The sequence below is a fragment of the Paenibacillus sp. FSL R5-0923 genome (assembly GCF_038009145.1).
Classification (GTDB): Bacteria; Bacillota; Bacilli; order Paenibacillales; family Paenibacillaceae; genus Paenibacillus_AQ.
Genome location: NZ_JBBPAT010000001.1, coordinates 3,957,779 through 3,975,788, shown reverse-complemented (window position 1 = coordinate 3,975,788; position 18,010 = coordinate 3,957,779). Strand labels below are relative to the sequence as shown.

Annotated in this window: 18 protein-coding genes; 1 reads left to right on the top strand and 17 read right to left on the bottom strand. The window is 42.7% G+C overall.

Going from position 1 to position 18,010, the window contains the following annotated elements:
• Window positions 1-12 precede the first annotated feature (12 nt).
• The 9 genes from MKX35_RS17850 to MKX35_RS17810 all read right to left on the bottom strand — a co-directional run bounded on the left by MKX35_RS17850 (window position 13) and on the right by MKX35_RS17810 (window position 6,638).
• Window positions 13-585, bottom strand: a complete 573-nt coding sequence (locus tag MKX35_RS17850; protein ID WP_076298706.1) for a TetR/AcrR family transcriptional regulator — start codon at window positions 583-585, stop codon at window positions 13-15.
• Window position 586: 1 nt separating this feature from the next.
• Entirely contained in the window at window positions 587-1,303 is a 717-nt protein-coding gene (locus MKX35_RS17845) for an MBL fold metallo-hydrolase (RefSeq protein WP_076298707.1), read from the bottom strand.
• An 83-nt stretch (window positions 1,304-1,386) separates the two neighbouring features.
• Window positions 1,387-1,860, bottom strand: a complete 474-nt coding sequence (locus tag MKX35_RS17840; RefSeq protein WP_076298708.1) for a DUF6773 family protein — start codon at window positions 1,858-1,860, stop codon at window positions 1,387-1,389.
• Between the two features lie 2 nt (window positions 1,861-1,862).
• The gene (locus tag MKX35_RS17835; protein ID WP_042132222.1) at window positions 1,863-2,042 is read right to left on the bottom strand and encodes a helix-turn-helix transcriptional regulator; all 180 of its coding nucleotides are present in this window, start codon (window positions 2,040-2,042) and stop codon (window positions 1,863-1,865) included.
• Window positions 2,043-2,282: 240 nt separating this feature from the next.
• Window positions 2,283-2,885 (bottom strand): nitroreductase family protein, encoded by a 603-nt coding sequence (locus MKX35_RS17830; protein WP_076283615.1) that lies wholly within the window; start codon window positions 2,883-2,885, stop codon window positions 2,283-2,285.
• Between the two features lie 117 nt (window positions 2,886-3,002).
• Window positions 3,003-3,779, bottom strand: a complete 777-nt coding sequence (pstB, locus tag MKX35_RS17825) for a phosphate ABC transporter ATP-binding protein PstB (protein ID WP_042188599.1) — start codon at window positions 3,777-3,779, stop codon at window positions 3,003-3,005.
• A 39-nt stretch (window positions 3,780-3,818) separates the two neighbouring features.
• The gene (pstA, locus tag MKX35_RS17820; protein WP_042128135.1) at window positions 3,819-4,715 is read right to left on the bottom strand and encodes a phosphate ABC transporter permease PstA; all 897 of its coding nucleotides are present in this window, start codon (window positions 4,713-4,715) and stop codon (window positions 3,819-3,821) included.
• Window positions 4,712-5,608, bottom strand: coding sequence for a phosphate ABC transporter permease subunit PstC (gene pstC / locus MKX35_RS17815; protein ID WP_076298709.1), 897 nt, complete (start codon window positions 5,606-5,608; stop codon window positions 4,712-4,714). The genes pstA and pstC overlap by 4 nt, the downstream gene beginning before the upstream one ends.
• A 97-nt stretch (window positions 5,609-5,705) precedes the next feature.
• Entirely contained in the window at window positions 5,706-6,638 is a 933-nt protein-coding gene (locus MKX35_RS17810; RefSeq protein ID WP_042132223.1) for a phosphate ABC transporter substrate-binding protein, read from the bottom strand.
• A gap of 332 nt (window positions 6,639-6,970) precedes the next feature.
• Here MKX35_RS17810 and MKX35_RS17805 point away from each other — a divergent pair, with 332 nt between their 5' ends.
• Complete coding sequence (locus tag MKX35_RS17805) at window positions 6,971-7,855, top strand: LysR family transcriptional regulator (RefSeq protein WP_076283614.1); 885 nt, start codon at window positions 6,971-6,973, stop codon at window positions 7,853-7,855.
• A gap of 65 nt (window positions 7,856-7,920) precedes the next feature.
• Here MKX35_RS17805 and MKX35_RS17800 read toward each other — a convergent pair whose 3' ends face one another.
• The 8 genes from MKX35_RS17800 to MKX35_RS17765 form a co-directional block, all read right to left on the bottom strand.
• Window positions 7,921-8,910: a substrate-binding domain-containing protein gene (locus tag MKX35_RS17800; protein WP_076298710.1), complete on the bottom strand. Its 990-nt coding sequence runs from the start codon at window positions 8,908-8,910 to the stop codon at window positions 7,921-7,923.
• On the bottom strand, window positions 8,907-10,691 hold the full coding sequence (locus MKX35_RS17795; protein ID WP_076298711.1) for a cache domain-containing sensor histidine kinase: 1,785 nt from the start codon (window positions 10,689-10,691) through the stop codon (window positions 8,907-8,909). Before MKX35_RS17795 ends, MKX35_RS17800 begins: the two co-directional genes overlap by 4 nt.
• On the bottom strand, window positions 10,688-12,298 hold the full coding sequence (locus tag MKX35_RS17790; RefSeq protein WP_076298712.1) for a response regulator: 1,611 nt from the start codon (window positions 12,296-12,298) through the stop codon (window positions 10,688-10,690). Before MKX35_RS17790 ends, MKX35_RS17795 begins: the two co-directional genes overlap by 4 nt.
• A gap of 113 nt (window positions 12,299-12,411) precedes the next feature.
• On the bottom strand, window positions 12,412-13,392 hold the full coding sequence (locus MKX35_RS17785) for an ABC transporter substrate-binding protein (RefSeq protein ID WP_060623448.1): 981 nt from the start codon (window positions 13,390-13,392) through the stop codon (window positions 12,412-12,414).
• A gap of 60 nt (window positions 13,393-13,452) precedes the next feature.
• Entirely contained in the window at window positions 13,453-14,445 is a 993-nt protein-coding gene (locus tag MKX35_RS17780; protein ID WP_076283610.1) for an ABC transporter permease, read from the bottom strand.
• Between the two features lie 31 nt (window positions 14,446-14,476).
• The gene (locus MKX35_RS17775; protein WP_076298713.1) at window positions 14,477-15,976 is read right to left on the bottom strand and encodes a sugar ABC transporter ATP-binding protein; all 1,500 of its coding nucleotides are present in this window, start codon (window positions 15,974-15,976) and stop codon (window positions 14,477-14,479) included.
• A gap of 232 nt (window positions 15,977-16,208) precedes the next feature.
• Window positions 16,209-17,054, bottom strand: a complete 846-nt coding sequence (locus MKX35_RS17770; protein WP_076298714.1) for a class I SAM-dependent methyltransferase — start codon at window positions 17,052-17,054, stop codon at window positions 16,209-16,211.
• 32 nt (window positions 17,055-17,086) lie between these two features.
• Window positions 17,087-18,001: a DMT family transporter gene (locus tag MKX35_RS17765; protein WP_179086659.1), complete on the bottom strand. Its 915-nt coding sequence runs from the start codon at window positions 17,999-18,001 to the stop codon at window positions 17,087-17,089.
• Window positions 18,002-18,010 lie beyond the last annotated feature (9 nt).

The following is an 18,010-nucleotide window of genomic DNA, read 5'->3' as shown; positions in this document are numbered from 1 at the left end:
CTATGTACTCCATTATTTAGACTTCATATTTCCGATCCCAGCAATATAAGTACTGATGAGCCGAGATAGGCTTACATTCGTATCAAGCGCCATTCCAAAACCGCCCTTTTGTTCCAAAGAGGCAAAGCCATGCAGTATGCTTCGTAACCCGCGTACTGCATGAATTTCTCCTTCATCACCCAATTGATAATCCTTCATCACATGAATGATAAGCTTCAAAATATGATCACTTGCCGTTTCCAGCTCCGTATTTGCCTGTTCAGGGGCTCGCAACGTTGTCTCGTATAATCCAGGCCTGCTTCTAGCAAAGTCCACATACGCTCGCCCCATCGCCTGTACAGCAGCGTCTCCACTAAAGCCTTTAGCTGCGTTGTTCATTGCATTGGAAAGTTCCCCTAGTCCATAAATTGCAAGTTGTGTGCGCAATTCCTGTAGCCCGTTAATGTGATTGTATAAAGACGGAGAACGAACACCTAATTTGTTAGCCAATGCGGCTAAGGTTACGGCCTCTATCCCTTCATGATCGGCGATTTCTGCTGCTGCAATAACTAGCGTACGACGATCTAATCCTGCTCTAGGTGACATTTTAATTACTCCTATCTTGAATCATTTGTGCTTTGTGTATAGCTTTCTCCATCGTTTGCACTGGGTTTCTAAGTAAGTCTCCATGTCCAGTAGCCAGTATAGTCGGGGAAGCCTCTAGAAGCTTAATCGCACTTTTTAATGCTTGATCTTTACTCCAGGTTGCCATAGCCGGAAACGGAAACCAAGGAATTACGGTTCCTGAAACTGCGGTTCCCCGGAAGGTTTGAAAAGCATCTCCAACGATAACAGCGCCGCTTCGTGTATCCATGAAAGACATAGATCCAGGAGTATGACCAGGAGTTAAAATTGCTGTTAATGAACCAATGGTATCCCCATCATAGAGCAATACATCTGGTCTCGTTGCTACCTTCTTGGGTACGCCTCCCTTTATAGGGGTCTGAGGTTCTCCCTCACGAAGGGAACGATCTCCACTAAGCAATGCTGCATCCCTTTCTGAAATGTACACCTGAGCCTCTGGAAGCTGTCTCTTTAGCTCATCCAGTGCACCTATATGATCGTCATGAGCATGCGTCAATATAATACGAGTGATCTTTTTATCAAGCTTCGCTGCGGTATCTATAATTCCTTTTACACTGAACGGCATTGCCGCATCTATCAAAGTCAACTCATTCTCTTCCTCAATGATGTAACAATTCACAGGAAACACTCTTGGCATCCAAGTTAGCTGTAATAAATGACCTTCACGCGTTACTCTCATCATTACCCCTCCATAAAACTAATGGTATTAGCTTAAATATAAACTAATCATATTAGTTTTACAAGAGTGAATTATTAGTTTTCTTATCCATCTAGACTTTTGTCCGCATTTTTATTAGATCTTTTAATAATGAACCACTGAATCCATGTTATCCCAACGAAAAATATAACGGAACCCACAAGGGTGCTCATGATACTTTTAGCAATATCCAACTCCCCGGCTTCTCTAAAATCAGATAGGAACATTAAAGCGGCCCATATTAACGTACTGACAGCTCCCCCAATTAAATTGATTTTCTTATACCGTCTTACATCGCCTTCGCCTTCTTTACTCGGTAGCAGATATATTCCATTTTTGACGGAACGAACAGTTATATACAAACACCCTGCCATCACAATCACAAACGTATCAAACCAATACTTAATGTCCCATTGCAGAATAAACACTTTTACCAAAAGACTAACCATAAAGCCCACGAACACAATCATAAAACCATGCGTACTAAACTTCTGAATTTCGCTGATAATCCGCTCATCCTTAATCCTTGTCCTGCTCACCCTTATTCCTCCCAAAAAATATCGTTTAAAGATCGATCCAATGCCTTGCAGATAGCTATGCACAACTTAAGCGTTGGGTTATAGTTCCCGGCTTCAATCAGACCAATTGTCTGTCTTGTAACCCCTACAACTTCCGCTAACTGTTCTTGGGAAAGATCTTTTTGTATACGTGCCAGTTTCATCTTGATGTTCTTGTTCTCCCCCACGCTTTTCCCTCCTTATTTAAATTCATCCACTTAACCAAATTGTAATCAATATCATTCATTATGTACATTATACATTGCTATAAACACTTAACGCGATTTTTCAATCCAACCATACGACATTAGGAGCTTGAACTTACAACAAAAAAGCACCCCTTCGGATGCTTCGGATATATATTCTTTTAATATTCATTATTCAAATACCGTAAAACCTTCTGCTTATTCCACTACATCGTTCTCTGGATAGCTATCAATGATCTTCAATAGTTCAGAAGCATCCGTTCGTGGACGGCTGTCTGGCACAGTCTCCGGGTATCCGGCATGGATCATAGCTATGATCTTCTCTCCAGGCTTCACACCAATTTTGTTACGGAATTCAGGATTATTGATATAAGGATCGGTCTTCCAAATCGTTCCCACGCCTTGCTCCCAAGCTGCTAGCTGGAAGTTCTGCACAAGTGCTGACGCTGCTGCAAAATCCTCATCCCACTCTCTCTGCCGAGGATCCTCAGGCATCACCACAATTAACGTTAATGGAATATTTGAGATATATTCTTTTCGCTTAGCAGCCACTTCAGGATCAGAAAAAGCACGTTTCACAAAAGCAAATGCCGCTTCAGCCAAGAACTTTGTACCATCACCTTGAAAAGCAATAAATCTCCACGGCTCACGTACCCCATGATTCGGCGCCCATACAGCTACATTTAACAATTCCTCTAAGAGACCTTGCGGCAGTGGATCTTTTTTAAAAAGCTTAATAGAGCGTCTTTCTCTTATTACTTCAGCTACACTATTCTTTTGAGTCGGTTGAGTTTGTGTCATGAGATCCACTCCCTATAATAATGATAATCATTATCATTAATGATACAGTATCTATCTGCCATTTGCAAATAATAGAAACAAAAAACACCGTTCCCTAAGGAACGATGTTGAAAGGCTTCAGCCGAAACGACCCATGATATATTCTTGTGTCATTTGATTCTCTGGATTAGTAAAAACCTTATCCGTCTTATCGTATTCTATAAGGGATCCCAGATAGAAGTAAGCTGTATAATCAGAAATCCGTGCAGCTTGCTGCATGTTGTGCGTCACAATTACAATACGAAGCTCTTCTTTTAACTCCTTGATGAGCTCCTCTACTTTACCAGTGGAAACCGGATCTAGTGCGGATGCTGGTTCGTCCAAGAGTAGAATTTGTGGGTTAACTGACAACGCTCTTGCAATACAAAGGCGCTGCTGTTGTCCACCGGACAAAGCTAATGCTGAATCTTTTAAACGGTCCTTCACTTCATCCCACAATGCTGCTTTACGAAGGCTGCTCTCTACAATCTCATCGAGTGCTTTTTTTCCTTTTACCCCATGGTACTTCGGTCCAAAGGCGATGTTATCATAAATGGATTTATAGAACGGATTGGGCTTTTGCCAAACCATACCGATCTTCTGACGCAGTTTGATAACGTCTGTGCCAGGAGCATTAATATCAACGCCATCAATCCAGATGCTTCCTTTGGTTGTTGATCCGGAGATTTCGTCATTCATACGGTTCAGTGAACGAAGAAAGGTTGATTTACCGCAGCCGGATGGGCCGATCAGTGCAGTAACCGTATTTTCAGCAAAAGGAAGACTAATCCCCTTTACAGCCTCATATGTTCCATAAAAAATACTCAGGTCCTCGGTTTGAAAAGATTCACGCACTGCTGTTGCCGACGTTCCCATCGATTACTCCTCCTACATCTCTACTTTAGTTTTTAGGAATTAGTTCATTCTTTTTGAAGCTGTAAGCTTACGATAAATAAATCTACCGAAATAACGTGCTGCCAAGTTGAAGATCAACACCATAATTACAAGTACTGCTGAAGCTCCCGCAGCAATTTGCGCGGCATCAGGAGCAAGGCCTTCACTATTTACCTTCCAGATATGAACAGCCAGTGTTTCAGCTGGACGGAAAGGATTCAGTGGTGAGTTCGGACTAAGTGGATTCCAGTTAGTGAAATCTAGTCTTGGGCTACTCATTCCTGCAGTGAACATCAACGCGGCTGCTTCCCCAAAGACACGGCCAGCGGACAAAATAGTACCGGTAATAATCGTTGGTAATGCTACTGGGAATAACACGGAGGTTACGATTTTCCACTTGGACAATCCTAGTGCAAAACCAGCCTCTTTTTGTTGCTTCGGAACACTACGGAAAGCTTGCTCAGTAATCCGAACCATCAGCGGTAGATTAAAGACCGTCAATGCCAGTGCTCCAGAGATTAATGAAAAGCCAAGATTGAAATAGTTAACAATCAGCAATAGACCAAACAAGCCGACTACGATTGAAGGGAACGAAGATAATACCTCAACAATTAAGCGAATAAAGCCGGTGATTTTTCCCGGACGAGCATATTCAGCCATGTAAATACCGGCACCCAGTCCTAGAGGTACTGTAATTATTAGCGTGAGTACCAAAAGGAATAAGGAGTTGAATAGCTGAGGGCCAATTCCTCCACCTGCTCGAATTTTTTGCGGTGCAGAGAATAGAAAATCCCAACTAATGTGACTAAGACCTCGAAAGAGGATATATCCTAATAGACCAACCAGAATAGCTACGATGAGCAATGCGAAAAACACAATAAGGCTTGTGGCAATTTTATTTACGGTTCTCGGCTTCAAATTTTATTTCTCCTTTCAAGCAGTCTCACAAAGAAGACAAATACAAAGGTCATCAACATAAGAACCAGTGCCATACTCCACAGAGCATTATTGTGCGCAGAGCCCATGGTTGTGTTCCCCATTCCAAGTGTGATTACACTCGTCAGGGTAGAAGCTGATTCAAAGAGTGATTTTGGTACGAATGGCGCATTCCCGATAACCATCTGTACAGCAAGGGCTTCACCGAATGCACGTGCCATCCCCAGTACAATACCAGTCATAATAGCAGGAAACGTTGTCGGAATAATCACTCGAGAGATCGTCTGCCACCGGGTGGCACCAAGCGCATAGGAGGATTCCTTTAAATTTTGCGGCAATGAAGCCAGCGCGTCTGCAGCCACGCTTGTAATCGTCGGAAGAATCATGACCGAGAGCACAAGCGCGCCTGCAGCTACCCCGATGCCTTGACCAGGCAGGTTGTTGCGTAGAAACGGTACAATAACACTTAATCCGATGAAACCATAAACAACTGAAGGGATACCTGCCAACAGCTCGATTACGGGCTGAAGCAATTTTTTGCCCCATCCTGGGACAATCTCAGTCATGAACAGCGCAGCGCAAAGGCTAAGTGGACTAGCAATCAATGCTGCAAGTAGAGTAACTAAGAAGGATCCAGTAATAAACGGAAAAGCACCAAAGGATGGCGTATCTGCTTCAGGTGACCACTTTGTTCCGAATAGAAAATCAGTAACGCTAACATCACCGCTTGTGAAAGTTGAAATACCTTTAGACGCCACAAAATATACCATCGATACAATGATTGTTATCAATAGCAGTACACAGAAGGACATATATGTACGTCCCACAAAATCTTCAATATGATGTTTCTCGATGCGTGAGTTCTTTAGTTTCACCCTTAATTGCTCCCTCTTTCTAAAGTGAAAAGAGAGGCAGATGTATCCGCCTCTAATCACTTGAGATTCTAATCCTTACAAATTACTTAGAAGTGAATTACTTAGCTGTAACATTTCCTGCAACGTCACGAGTAACTTGCATTTTTACTGCTGGAATGTATCCAAGCTCAACGACTTCACCTGTTTGTACTTCGTCTGTCAAGAAAAAGTCAAGGAATGCTTTTACTGTTTCATTTGGTTCGCCGTTTGTGTACATGTGCTCGTAAGCCCATACTGGATATTTACCAGAAATAACATTGTCTACAGATGCTTCTACACCATCAAGGCTAAGTGTTTTGATTGAGTCATCAAGGTATGAAAGAGCCAGATAACCGATAGCCCCTGGAGTTTCTCCGATCATTTTCTTAACAGTACCGGAGGAATCTTCTTGAATCGATCCTGGGATATCTTCAGTTTTAGTTCCAAGTGCAAAGCTTTCAAAGGTTGCACGAGTACCGGAGCTGCCTGGACGGTTGATGATTTGGATTTTTTGATCCGCTCCGCCAACTTCTTTAAAGTTTGTAACTTTTCCTGTAAAAATATCGATAAGCTGTTGCTTAGTCAAGCTGTCTACTCCAGCATCCGGATGGGTTACTGCTGCGATCGCTACTACTGCTACTTGATGATCTACAAGAGCTGCTGCTTTTTCTGCATCTGCATCTTTTAGTTTTTCTTCTGCGAATACGTCAGAGTTACCGATATCTACTTGTTTCTCAGCTACTTGAGTAAGACCAGTACCACTGCCGCCGCCTTGAACCTGAATGTCCACACCAGCATTTTTATCCATGAAATTCTCGGCTACTAGCTCAACCAATGGTTGTAGTGCTGTTGAACCTGAAGCTAGAATCGAACCACTTATTTTAGCGCCGCTACCTTCATTTGTAGCTGCAGCGTTTCCTCCCGTGTTGTTTGCCCCACCATTACCGCAAGCTGAAAGTGCTAGTACGCTTGTTAAAGCCAAAGTCATAACCCAAGATTTTTTGAATTGCATTGTTTTGTCTCCTCCTAAATGTTTTGTTAGCACGGCTTCCTCATACAGTTCATACGGAACTGGCTTCGCAAGCTTTAACATGGTGTTGTGGAGCTTTGGCCCCCATATGCTTGTTTACTGTAAAAGTGCATTGTACGCATATGTTATTGTTGTTGTCCGGAGCTTCTTAGCCCCTCTGACTCTTCTTATTCTAGAGCTCGTTCGTTAGAGAAACTTCTTAACTTTGTAAAGCCAACGATAAAAATACCAATAGAAACTATATATATGTATAGATTTAATCTATAATGGAGATATAATTTGTTATCCAACTTATCATTGTACGGAGGAAAGTCATGAATATTATGAAGTTAAAGATCGTTATCCTACTTGAAAAATATAAGAAAGTAACCGATGTAGCTGCTGAATTAGGCCTTAAACAACCCACAGTATCTTTTCATATGAAGAATCTAGAGAATGAATTTGGAACGCCTTTATTCCAATATCGAAGTGGAAGAGTACTGCTCACAGATGCGGGTCGGGCCCTTTATCAATATGCGCTCAAGATTGTCTCACTTACAGCTGAAGCTGAACGTACTGTTAAACAGTTTTCTTCACCAACACAAGGTACTTTAAAGCTGGAAGCAAGTTATATACCTGCAACTTATATTTTACCTAAAGCGCTAATCCAATTCATGAAACAATATCCTGGGATTAATAATTCAATGTCGATCCAAAGTGATATTTTGTTAAAGGAACGACTCCGAAGCCGAGAAATTCAAATGGCTATTTTACACACTTCTGATTGGCATGATGAATCCTTTAACTTTCAGCTGGTTGTCCGCGACGAGCCTGTGCTCATTTTTGCCCCTGGTCACCCTTTTGCAACTATAGAGAAGTTAACACCAGAACAGATCGCGCTTGAGCCTTGGATTCAGTATGAGGGTGGTTCTTGTTTACGGGGATTTGCGGATCAATGGGCAGAAATAAATCATATTCGCTTGTGGAACCGATCCGAGTTGAATTCACCTGAAACTCTAAAGATGTTAGTTAGCGAGGGAGATGGCGTAGGTATTTGTTCTAGAGTTAGCATTGAAGCAGAACTTGCGTTAGGTCGTCTTTGTTATGCTCCTCTACCGGGAGTTTTGCCTGAGAGCGGTGGTTTTGTACTGGCTTGGCGAAAAGATCATATATTAACACCGTTGCAGCAATCTTTTGCCGATATATTAAACAACAACTAATAGGTCCTTCTATTTTATAAAAGGGAGCACCCAAAGCCAAAATGGTTTTGAGCGCTCTTATTTGCTTATTCTATAAAGGGAAACATTAACTTTTCATTCTCACTTGTGTACATATTTTCCTTCGTAATGAATTCGGAGCCTGTATCCATAACAGGAGCTACTTTGTGACCTGAAACGACTTCAAGTGCGGTTTTCACAGCCAAGTACCCCATAGTAAAAGGTTTTTGAATCACCGTTCCCAGCATCGTTTCGTTCTCCAGCAACTGAACCTCACTACTGGAATTGTCGAACCCAACCAGCTTCACTTTTGATTTTAAGCCCATATCCATAATTGCCAGTCCCGCACCTAATGTAGAGGGCTCATTTAAGCCAATGATTCCCTTTAGTTGTGGCTGATTCTTTAGAAGATCAACAGTTAATTGATATGCCTTCTTCGAAGATCCGTTACTGTAAAGAGTATCCTGCACAAGATTAACTCCATTCTGAGATAAAGCATCCCGAACCCCTTTCTCCCTTTCGATAGCTGTAGCGGAGCCTTGTACAAAATTCATAATGGCGACTTGATCGTCGCTTTGAATATTTTCAATCAACTTCTGCGCTGCTTTACGGCCTGCTTCATAATTATCTGTAGCTATAAAACTCTCCGATACACCGCCGTTCAGTCCCGAATCCACCGTAATAAGAGTGATACCAGCCGCCTTAATCTGCTCTGCAACCGGAACGAGACGATAATAGTCGGTAGCAGCCAAAATAATGGCATCAGGCTTCTCCTCAATCGCCTGTTCCAGTAATTGAATCTGCTTATCTACATCTAGCTCGGTATCTGTTCCTACCGTATGGACATCTGCACCGAATTCCTTGGCAGCAGTCGCCACCCCTTGTTTCATTACCTCCCAGAATTCAATACTGGTATCGATAGTCTTAGGAACGTAGATAATGGTTCTGACCTTTGGATCAAGATCGTTCATAAACATACGATAACCTACACACCCGAGCGCTACAATGAAGAATAACAGTAGAGCAGACAAGCCTATTTTCGACCATAGTGAGCTCATGGATTCTCCTCCTCATAGAGCGCAGGAATTCTTAAAGTGACCGTCGTCCCTTCTTCCATTTCACTCGTAAAAGACAACCCGTAATGGTCCCCGAAATATAGCTGAATGCGATGGTTCACATTTGCGACGCCAACCCCACTGCCAATCCTGTAATCTGCCTTTTGAAGCAATAACTTGTTCATCTGCTCTGGATTCATACCAACACCATTATCAATAACCTGAATGGTAATATCGTTTTGCTCTCTTTTACCTCTAATCAGGATGTGCCCTTGCTCAGGATTATGCTTTATCCCATGATAAATCGCATTTTCAACTAAGGGTTGAAGGACCAATTTTAATATACTGCATTCAAGAATGTCTTCATCCACTTCGATCGAATATGTGAATTTATGGCGATAGCGCATATTCTGAATCGTTAGATAGTGTCGAATATGTTCTAATTCTCTTGCGATCGGAATCAATTCCTCGCCCTCACCAATCGTAGAACGCAGCAGCTTCGATAATGATGAGGTCATTTCGACCACCTCCTCCATCTTACCGGTCTCTGCCATCCAGATGATCGAGTCTAGCGTATTGTACAAAAAGTGGGGCTTAATCTGTGCTTGTAATGCCTTCAACTCACTCACACGCTTCATCTCTTGCTCCATCACAATCTGGCTCATTAACTCTTTAATCTTCATGATCATCAGATTAAATGTTCGGGCAAGCTTGCCAATTTCGTTCGTGCTCTCAATTTCCACACGAATGTCGAACTCTCCGCGTTCAGCCTTTTTCATGTTTATTTCAAGATTCTTGAGTGGCTTAGTTAGTGCGTACGAAAGAAGCACAGATATAGCCATGGCAAAGATGAGACTTACTGCTCCCCACAAGGCAGCTGTACCTTGCATCTGCTGTTTGTTAGCAACCAGATCATCTGGATAGGTCACCCCCACAATCTTCCAACCAAAGCTGGTTGTATCCACCGTGTACAGCTTCTGCTCGTTCCCTGTGTTCACTGTAACCGACCCGCTTTTAATCCCAAGAACGGTTTCCAATTGCTCAAACTTAAGCTGCGAGTAGATCAGCTGCTGTTGAGGATGATAGACTAGGCTCCCTGACGGATCTACGATGAATACATAGCCGCGTTTTCCCAGTTCGATTTGTTTGCACAAATTGTTAATAACGCTGTAATTAAGATCTACAAGTAGCACACCTTGTCGATCTGCTTCCATTTCTGAAAAGGTATCTGATAGCTTTCTACTGATCGACACTACCCAACGATATTCATCCTGAAATAAGTGCTGCACATGTGAAGAGGAGACAGCGACTCCCGTCTGGTTCAAAGCTTGCTGATACCACTCTTGAGCAATCAACTCAGGAAGCGGTTTCAAAACCGCGTCCAGTCGATCTGAAACCGTTATACCCTCCGAGCTTGCATACACTATAGAAGAAATGTCGGTGCGGGATTGGACGACAGATCGAAGATATTGGCTGGCTAACTGCTTATCTTTGACGTTCCCTTCTTGTCCCGAACTCGAACCTTCTACATATCTCTCAAGATCACTACTAGTTAATACCAAAGCAGCAATACTCTCCATGTTACTAATATAATTCTCGATGTTCAGTTTTACTTGTTCTATTAATTGTGAAGTATAGGCTACGGAATTCCCCATGACGGCAGCTGAGGAGAGTCGGTATGAAGTATAGCTCAGAACTATAGTTGTGCAGAGAATAAGAAGGGAAAAAGAAATAGCGATATTATTATGAATACTTCGACTTCGGAAGAAGCGATGAGGTTTCATAGAAGGAGATTCTCCTTCTGTCGCTGTCGATATTCCTTCGGTGTGATCCCAACATTACGTTTGAAAATCACACTAAAGTACTGAGGATCAGCATAGCCAACTCTAGCAGCGATGTCATAAGTCTTCAACTGTGTGACGGTAAGGAGCTCTTTAGCTTTTTCCAAACGGAGACGAGTCAAATACTCAATAAAAGTCTCTCCAGTATGCTGTTTAAAAGTCGCACTGAAATAACTGATGCTCATAAAAATATGGCTGCAGAGCTCATTAAGTGAAAAGCTGTCATTACAATAATTCTCCCGAATATAAGCTTCTGCTGCTTTCATCTGAGAGGTTCTGACGGTTGTTCTTTGTTCCGATAGCTTGAGTATCAACTCATGGCAAGTTCTCTCCAAATAATTCCTAGCTTCATCTAAAGTCTTAAGGGCTGCAACCTCAGCAAACATATTATGCGAAACAAGCTCTGTATTTGGGAATCCGATATCGACCACATAGTTCATTAGAGAAACGAGCATTTGGTAGATGCTACTGCGGCAGTCTTCTATAGAAGAGCTATTGCTCTTTAGCTCCTGAAACCATTTTGAGAGGACCTCTGAGATCGCTGATGCTTTACCTGTCTTCAACGCGGATATGAATTGCTTTTCCCATGAAGAGAAATGTGCTTGATCCAATCCTTTGCCGAACTCAAGATCCTGTATGGAGATAACCTTATCTATGCCTAAAAGATATCGATATTCTATGGATGAAATCGCTTCCTGGAATGATTGTGGAATTTGCTGTAAATCAACGTATTTTCTACCGATGCCGATGGTAGCCGTCAGCTTCAAATACTTGTTCAGGCTGGTTTGTACTTGATCTGCAAGAAGTTGTGTTGTGACTTCGATCTCTTCGGAATCCCCTGATAATATCGCAGCGAATTTCCCATCTCTCGTCTGAAATACGACACCGCCCTGCTCCTTCTCAAGTTGCTCCTGCACAATGTTAAAAGCTGCAAAGCGCAGCAGCTCAGCATCAGAAGCAATATCCAGGCTACGATTGTCCATTTCTATATCGATTACGAGTGCAAGGTTAGCCTCACCCCGCAGCTGTATATGAAAATAATTCATTTTATTCTCGATCTCGTCGTTTTTCATACGAGTAGTAACAAGCTTCTCCAGAAAACGTTCGCGAAGCAAAGGAAAGCTCTGATTTAATTGCATACGAAGCTTAGCGATATTGGACTTTTGTAAATGCTCTTCATCCAAACCCTGCTTCATCTTGCTTAGATATTCGGCAAACTCACGAGCATTAATTGGTTTTAACAAATATTCCGTCACCTTCAAGGTTATAGCCTGTTTAGCGTATTCGAAGTCTTCATAACCAGTTACGATAATGACCTTCATGTCCCGGTATCGTTCCATTACAGCTTTAGCCAATCCTAGTCCATCCATAAAGGGCATGCAAATATCTGTAATAATCACATCCGGTCGATACTGCTCGACTGCATCAAGGGCATCTCTGCCGTTATCGAAATCTCCAACAAGTTCAAAACCATGATTATTCCATGCTATCTTCTGTTTAATCCCCTCACGAACCTCGTCTTCATCATCAACTAGAATAATCTTATACATCCAACACCTCCTCAGCTATTGACTCATCGAGTACATGTAATGTAAATGTTTACCTTTTGGGATAAGCATAATAGAGGTTGCCTTCTTGAGGCAACCTCTATTATTAATCTCTTCTATTCGTACAGCAGAGGTTTGATCTCATCGGAATCTATATTGTTCTTATCGTACCAGTGAAACCCGGTATCAATATTCTTTTCTACGGTTTCCCCTTTAATCGCCTGCACAGCTGCCTTCACCGCTTGATACCCAATACCAATGGGGTCCTGTGTAACAGCGCCAGCTACAACACCACTACGAATAGCATCCATTAACTGTTTACCGGAGTCAAAGCCGATAACCACAATCTTACCACCCATCTGTAATTCATTTACTGCATTAGCTACTCCTACTGCAGATCCTTCGTTTGAGCCATAGATTCCTTTAAGGTCCGGATTGGCTTGCATCATCGCTTTTGCAAGATCCGTGGACTTCAACTGATCTCCGCCGCCATATTGCGGCTCTAACACTTCAATATCTGGATATTTCGCTTTCATTTGTTCTAAGAAGCCATCACGACGCTGTTGACCTGTGCTGCTTGTTTGGTCATGTACAACTAAACCTACTTTACCCTTTTTGCCGATCAACTCAGCCATTTTATCAGCTGCCAAAGCTGCTGCCGCTTTATTGTCAGTCGCTGCGGTTGCTACAGGAATATCGCTATCTACACCAGAGTCAAAGCCAATGATTGGAATATTGTTTTCCTTTGCCTTTTCCAGATATGGAATCGCTGCTTTGCTATCGAGAGCTGCTAACGCGATTGCTGCTGGTTTCTTATCTAGCGCCGTCTGCAGCATCTCAATTTGTTTATCTACCTGACTCTCATTTTCAGGTCCTTCAAACGTAATCTCGACATTAAACTCCTTGGCAGCCTTCTCGGCTCCTTGCTTCACCGCTTGCCAGAATTGATGCTGGAAGCCTTTTGAAATGACTGGGATATATGGTTTGTCTGAACCGGATGCACTCTTTTTGCTATCACTGTTGTTACAAGCACCAAGTAAGGTAGTAGCCAATAACAAACTGGCAAGCATGATAATCCCTCTTCGACGTTGTTTCATTTAAATCTTCCCCCTCGTCATTTGCTTTGTATATCACTCCGTATGGAGATAATACCTCGTTCATTGCTTCCGTCTGCGAAGAATATCAGCATACACTGCTATGATGATGACAACACCAACAATGACTGTCCGCCATTCCTGAGCAACGGACATAATCTGTAAGCCATTCGTCAGTACACTCATAATCAGTGCACCAATAATTGTACCTAGAATAGAACCTACGCCCCCGCTTAAAGATGTGCCTCCAATGACGACAGCCGCTATAGCTTCAAGTTCATAACCAGTGCCAAGTGATGGTTGGGCTGAATTTAGACGTGATGCCATCAGGATACCAGCGATTCCGCTGAAAATCCCTGTGATGGTATAGATCACAATCTTCCATTTGACCGTATTCACACCTGATAAGCGAGTTGCTTCTTCATTGCTGCCAAGTGCAAAGTTATAGCGTCCAATAATGGTCTTCGACAAGATGATGCTTGCGATAACACCGAGCAATAGGAAGATTACGATGGTGTTAGGAATGCCTGGGATCATCTTGCCCATTGCAATCTTGGCAAAAATCGGATCATCATTGAAATAAATCGGCTTGGCACCCGTTATGACAAGTGATAATCCTTTAGTGACCATCATGATCGCCAGAGTAGCAATGAAAGGTGGAATATTCATTTTCGCCACCATTAAACCACTTATAAAACCGCATAGTGCACCAGCTAGAATCCCGCCTACAATTCCGAGTGGAACAGGTAGACCCCAGAATGTAATGATGACGCCAACCATCACCGAGGAGAAGGTCATCACAGTACCCAAAGCAAGGTCGATCCCGCCCGTAATAATTACAAAGGTTGCGCCCAGCGCTAATACCCCAATTACAGCTGTCGAGACGAGGATTCCAACTAGGTTAGAAAACTGAAAAAAGTTACTTGATGCTACTGAAAATACGATGACCAGAATGATCAAACTTGCGAATGCTAGTAATTTTTGTTTAAACCCTGATTGCGCCCCGGTTTGCTTCGAGCTGATAGGCTGGCTAATCCCTTTATCTGCGATCTTCATGACCTTGACACCTCCGATAAACATTGAACGATTATGAACGCATCGTCGCATATTTCATTATCGCTTCTTGCGATGCTTCTTCTGCGAGTAGTTCACCAGTTATACGTCCTTCACACATGACAATAATGCGATGGCTCATTCTTAGAATCTCTGGGAGATCTGAAGAGACTATAATGATCGCTTTTCCCTCACCTGCTAGCTGATCAAGCAACTTATAGATCTCACTTTTCGCTCCTACATCAATACCACGTGTTGGCTCGTCAAAGATCAACACATCGCAATCTCTCGTTAACCATTTCCCGATAACTACTTTTTGCTGATTCCCACCGGATAAGAATTTGACTTTTTGACTTACACTTGGAGTCTTGGTTGCTAGTGCTTCCGCATGCTGCTCCGCGGACTTTCGCATCTCCCGATCCCTCATCCATCCGAATGCATTACGGAATTTATAGAAGGAAGCAATCGCATTATTCATGCTAATGTCCATATCTACAAGCAGCCCGTAGCGTTTGCGATCTTCGGACAAATAGCCAATTCCATGCTGCACGGCTTGGTGAGGCTGTTTTATACGAACCGTATTTCCATGCAGCTTAATCTCACCCTTATCGATAGGATCAGCCCCAAATACGGCACGAACAACCTCAGTACGTCCAGCGCCCATTAATCCAGCGAAGCCCAGAATCTCACCTTTATTCAGATGAAAGCTGATATCCTTCAACATTTGCCCACTGGATAAGTTTCGAACCTCTAATACGACTTGCTCTGTCTGTAACGAAAGCGTTGGCTTCGACGTTTGATACAGATCACGACCAACCATCATGCTAATTATCTGATCAATGGTTATTGAATCCGTCCGAACAGTATCCACATAACAACCATCCCGCATGACTGTAATGCGGTCTGTGATCCGTTTCAACTCATCCATGCGGTGAGAGATGTATATAATACCTACACCTTTTTCTCGTAATTGCTCGATCATACGGAATAACTCGTTAATTTCCGTATCAGTCAACGCTGCAGTTGGTTCATCCATGATCAGTACCTCCGCATTAAAGGACAAGGCTTTGGCGATTTCAACCATTTGCTGATTGGCAACAGTCAGGTCTGAGACCAAGGTCTTCGGATCAAGCTTTAGATTCATCTGATCAAACAGTTCCTGCACCTTACGATTTAGCTCCAGATCATCAACGAACCATTTCAATGCCTTACGTGGCTCACGACCAATAAATATATTTTGGGCCACTGTAAGATGCGGCATTAGGTTCAGTTCCTGATGGATAATACTAATCCCGAGTTCCTGCGCAGCACGAGTATTGGCAATTTCCACCTCAGATCCCTTGTACCACATCTGACCCGCATCCTTGGAATAGACTCCTGTTGCAATCTTCATTAAGGTAGACTTTCCTGCGCCATTTTCACCGACTAAGGCATGCACTTCCCCACGCTTCAGCTCAAATTGACATTGATTCAATGCATGAACACCAGGAAAAAATTTATCAATCCCCGCCATTCGTAGCAATACTTCGTCCATTTCATATCCACCTCAAATCCTTTATAAATGCCTTTTTGTAAAGTAATCGCTTTCAAATGTTGAATGTAAAATTATTGTATTACCTATAAGTTTCCAATGTAATGGAATAATCTCCGTAAAAAAGTTTAAAATTTTATGTTTTGAAGCAAGCAAAAAAGACTACACCGTCCTTTTACGGACGAAGTAGCCTTTAGATAAGCTCATATGTGTATAACAGTTACATTCGAATAGCCTACAGGTTCTGACCCTTTCCTGCCACCAAGGTGAATGTCTTTGGTATTCCTTTATCATAAACATCCGAGGATAGATTGGGTTCTTCGATCAATTGGCGGATCACAAGCCCGGAACTGGCAGCAGCTGTTACAATTTCTCCAAGCGTCCAGCGGCGCCAATATACAACGCTATGTTCCTGTTCGTCTATTGGTTTGCCTGTGGAAGGCAAATACTTAGAGTACGAGACCTTTTTTTCTTCCAATGTCGTATTGAAATAGTCCCCGCTAACTTTGTGCTTACGAACCTTCGCTGTAGAACCCTTAGAGGATATAAGCTTAGTTGTCACAGGATGGAAATCACGTAGAACAAAAATCCCACCAGGAGAAAGTAAATGGCGGACGGTTTCCATAAACGGTGCTAGTTCGGTAAAGTAGTGTACAATTCCTAATTCAGCAAATACGATATCATATGAACCATCGAGCACGTGATCTGGCAGCTTAAGAACATCTGATACGATATAGTTAAGCTGAACACCTGCTTCTTGTGCGAGATCAGCTGCATAACGCGCATTAGCTTCTGAGAAGTCAGCAACAGTAACGTCCGCTCCAAGTAATGACAGCGCGACTGCCTTCATTCCGTTTGATCCCATGAGATTCATCATCTTTTTACCCTGTACATCTCCAAAATAAGAAGAGAGCGGGTACAGCTTTGCACTTGGTTCCTTGATTAACTTGGCTGCAGCCTCAGACGGTGTACCAAATCGAGCAACCCAAGCTGTGTACGTGTCTTCGTTCCATAGTTCCTCACTCGTTGGCGCAGTGCCTTTTCCAGGATGCAGTTCTAAATTTTGATCTTGTTCTTCCATACCTTGCGACCCCTTTATGATTAAAATATCTGTTATGAAGCATTCTGAATGGCATCTGCCACCTGAATCGTTTTCTTTCTTCCAGCGTACAAATATACGCCAAGTCCAAACATAACCAAAAGTCCACCTGCCCATTGTAGCGCAGTTAATTGTTCACCTAATAGCAGATAAGCAAGGATACTAGCCCCCACTGGTTCTCCTAAGATGTTCATAGATACCGTAGTTGCGGATACATACTGAAGCAACCAATTAAATAATATATGGCCAAACACCGTAGGAACAACTGCTAGCAATAGGAAAATCCCCCACTCATTCGCAGGATAATTAAAAAAGGAAATCCCCATGAACAGATTGTAAATGGCAAACACACCAGCCGCTGATAAGAAGACTATCAAGCTGTACAGGTATGAGGGCATGCGCACTACAAGCTTTTGACCGATAAGCATATGCACAGCTACCGCTACTGTTCCTCCAACCGATAACAAATCACCTTTAAGATTATCTGCAGAGATACCAATATCGCCCCAACCGATAAACACTACTCCGCCAATAGCAATACTCAGCCCCAGAATAGCAGACACAGCCGTTTTTTCCTTATACAAAAAATAAACGCCCAGCATAATAAACACTGGCTCCAGCGCCATGATCATCGTTGAACTAGCTACCGAAGTATACTTCAAAGAGCCCATCCAAAGCAAAAAATGTAGAGCTAGCATAGTGCCTGAGAGCACTAGCATGATCCAGTCTTTTTTACGAAGAGCGAACGCTGCTCCGCTGTATGGTCTTGCAAAAGGCAACATCAGCAGCGAGGTGAACAACAGCCGATACATTCCTTGTATAGACGCTGGCGCTGCAGACCACTTAATAAAAATGGCGGAAAAAGAGATGGCCACAATCCCAATCAACATTAAAATCGGAATAGGAAGTGGCGGTTTTTTAAGCTTCACATGGTACGC

Coding starts and splice junctions, on each gene's coding strand:
- MKX35_RS17850 (WP_076298706.1), bottom strand. CDS start 585: ATGTCACCTAGAGCAGGATTAGATCGTCGTACGCTAGTTATTGCAGCA.
- MKX35_RS17845 (WP_076298707.1), bottom strand. CDS start 1,303: ATGAGAGTAACGCGTGAAGGTCATTTATTACAGCTAACTTGGATGCCA.
- MKX35_RS17835 (WP_042132222.1), bottom strand. CDS start 2,042: ATGAAACTGGCACGTATACAAAAAGATCTTTCCCAAGAACAGTTAGCG.
- MKX35_RS17830 (WP_076283615.1), bottom strand. CDS start 2,885: ATGACACAAACTCAACCGACTCAAAAGAATAGTGTAGCTGAAGTAATA.
- pstB (WP_042188599.1), bottom strand. CDS start 3,779: ATGGGAACGTCGGCAACAGCAGTGCGTGAATCTTTTCAAACCGAGGAC.
- MKX35_RS17810 (WP_042132223.1), bottom strand. CDS start 6,638: ATGCAATTCAAAAAATCTTGGGTTATGACTTTGGCTTTAACAAGCGTA.
- MKX35_RS17805 (WP_076283614.1), top strand. CDS start 6,971: ATGAATATTATGAAGTTAAAGATCGTTATCCTACTTGAAAAATATAAG.
- MKX35_RS17800 (WP_076298710.1), bottom strand. CDS start 8,910: ATGAGCTCACTATGGTCGAAAATAGGCTTGTCTGCTCTACTGTTATTC.
- MKX35_RS17795 (WP_076298711.1), bottom strand. CDS start 10,691: ATGAAACCTCATCGCTTCTTCCGAAGTCGAAGTATTCATAATAATATC.
- MKX35_RS17790 (WP_076298712.1), bottom strand. CDS start 12,298: ATGTATAAGATTATTCTAGTTGATGATGAAGACGAGGTTCGTGAGGGG.
- MKX35_RS17785 (WP_060623448.1), bottom strand. CDS start 13,392: ATGAAACAACGTCGAAGAGGGATTATCATGCTTGCCAGTTTGTTATTG.
- MKX35_RS17780 (WP_076283610.1), bottom strand. CDS start 14,445: ATGAAGATCGCAGATAAAGGGATTAGCCAGCCTATCAGCTCGAAGCAA.
- MKX35_RS17775 (WP_076298713.1), bottom strand. CDS start 15,976: ATGGACGAAGTATTGCTACGAATGGCGGGGATTGATAAATTTTTTCCT.
- MKX35_RS17770 (WP_076298714.1), bottom strand. CDS start 17,054: ATGGAAGAACAAGATCAAAATTTAGAACTGCATCCTGGAAAAGGCACT.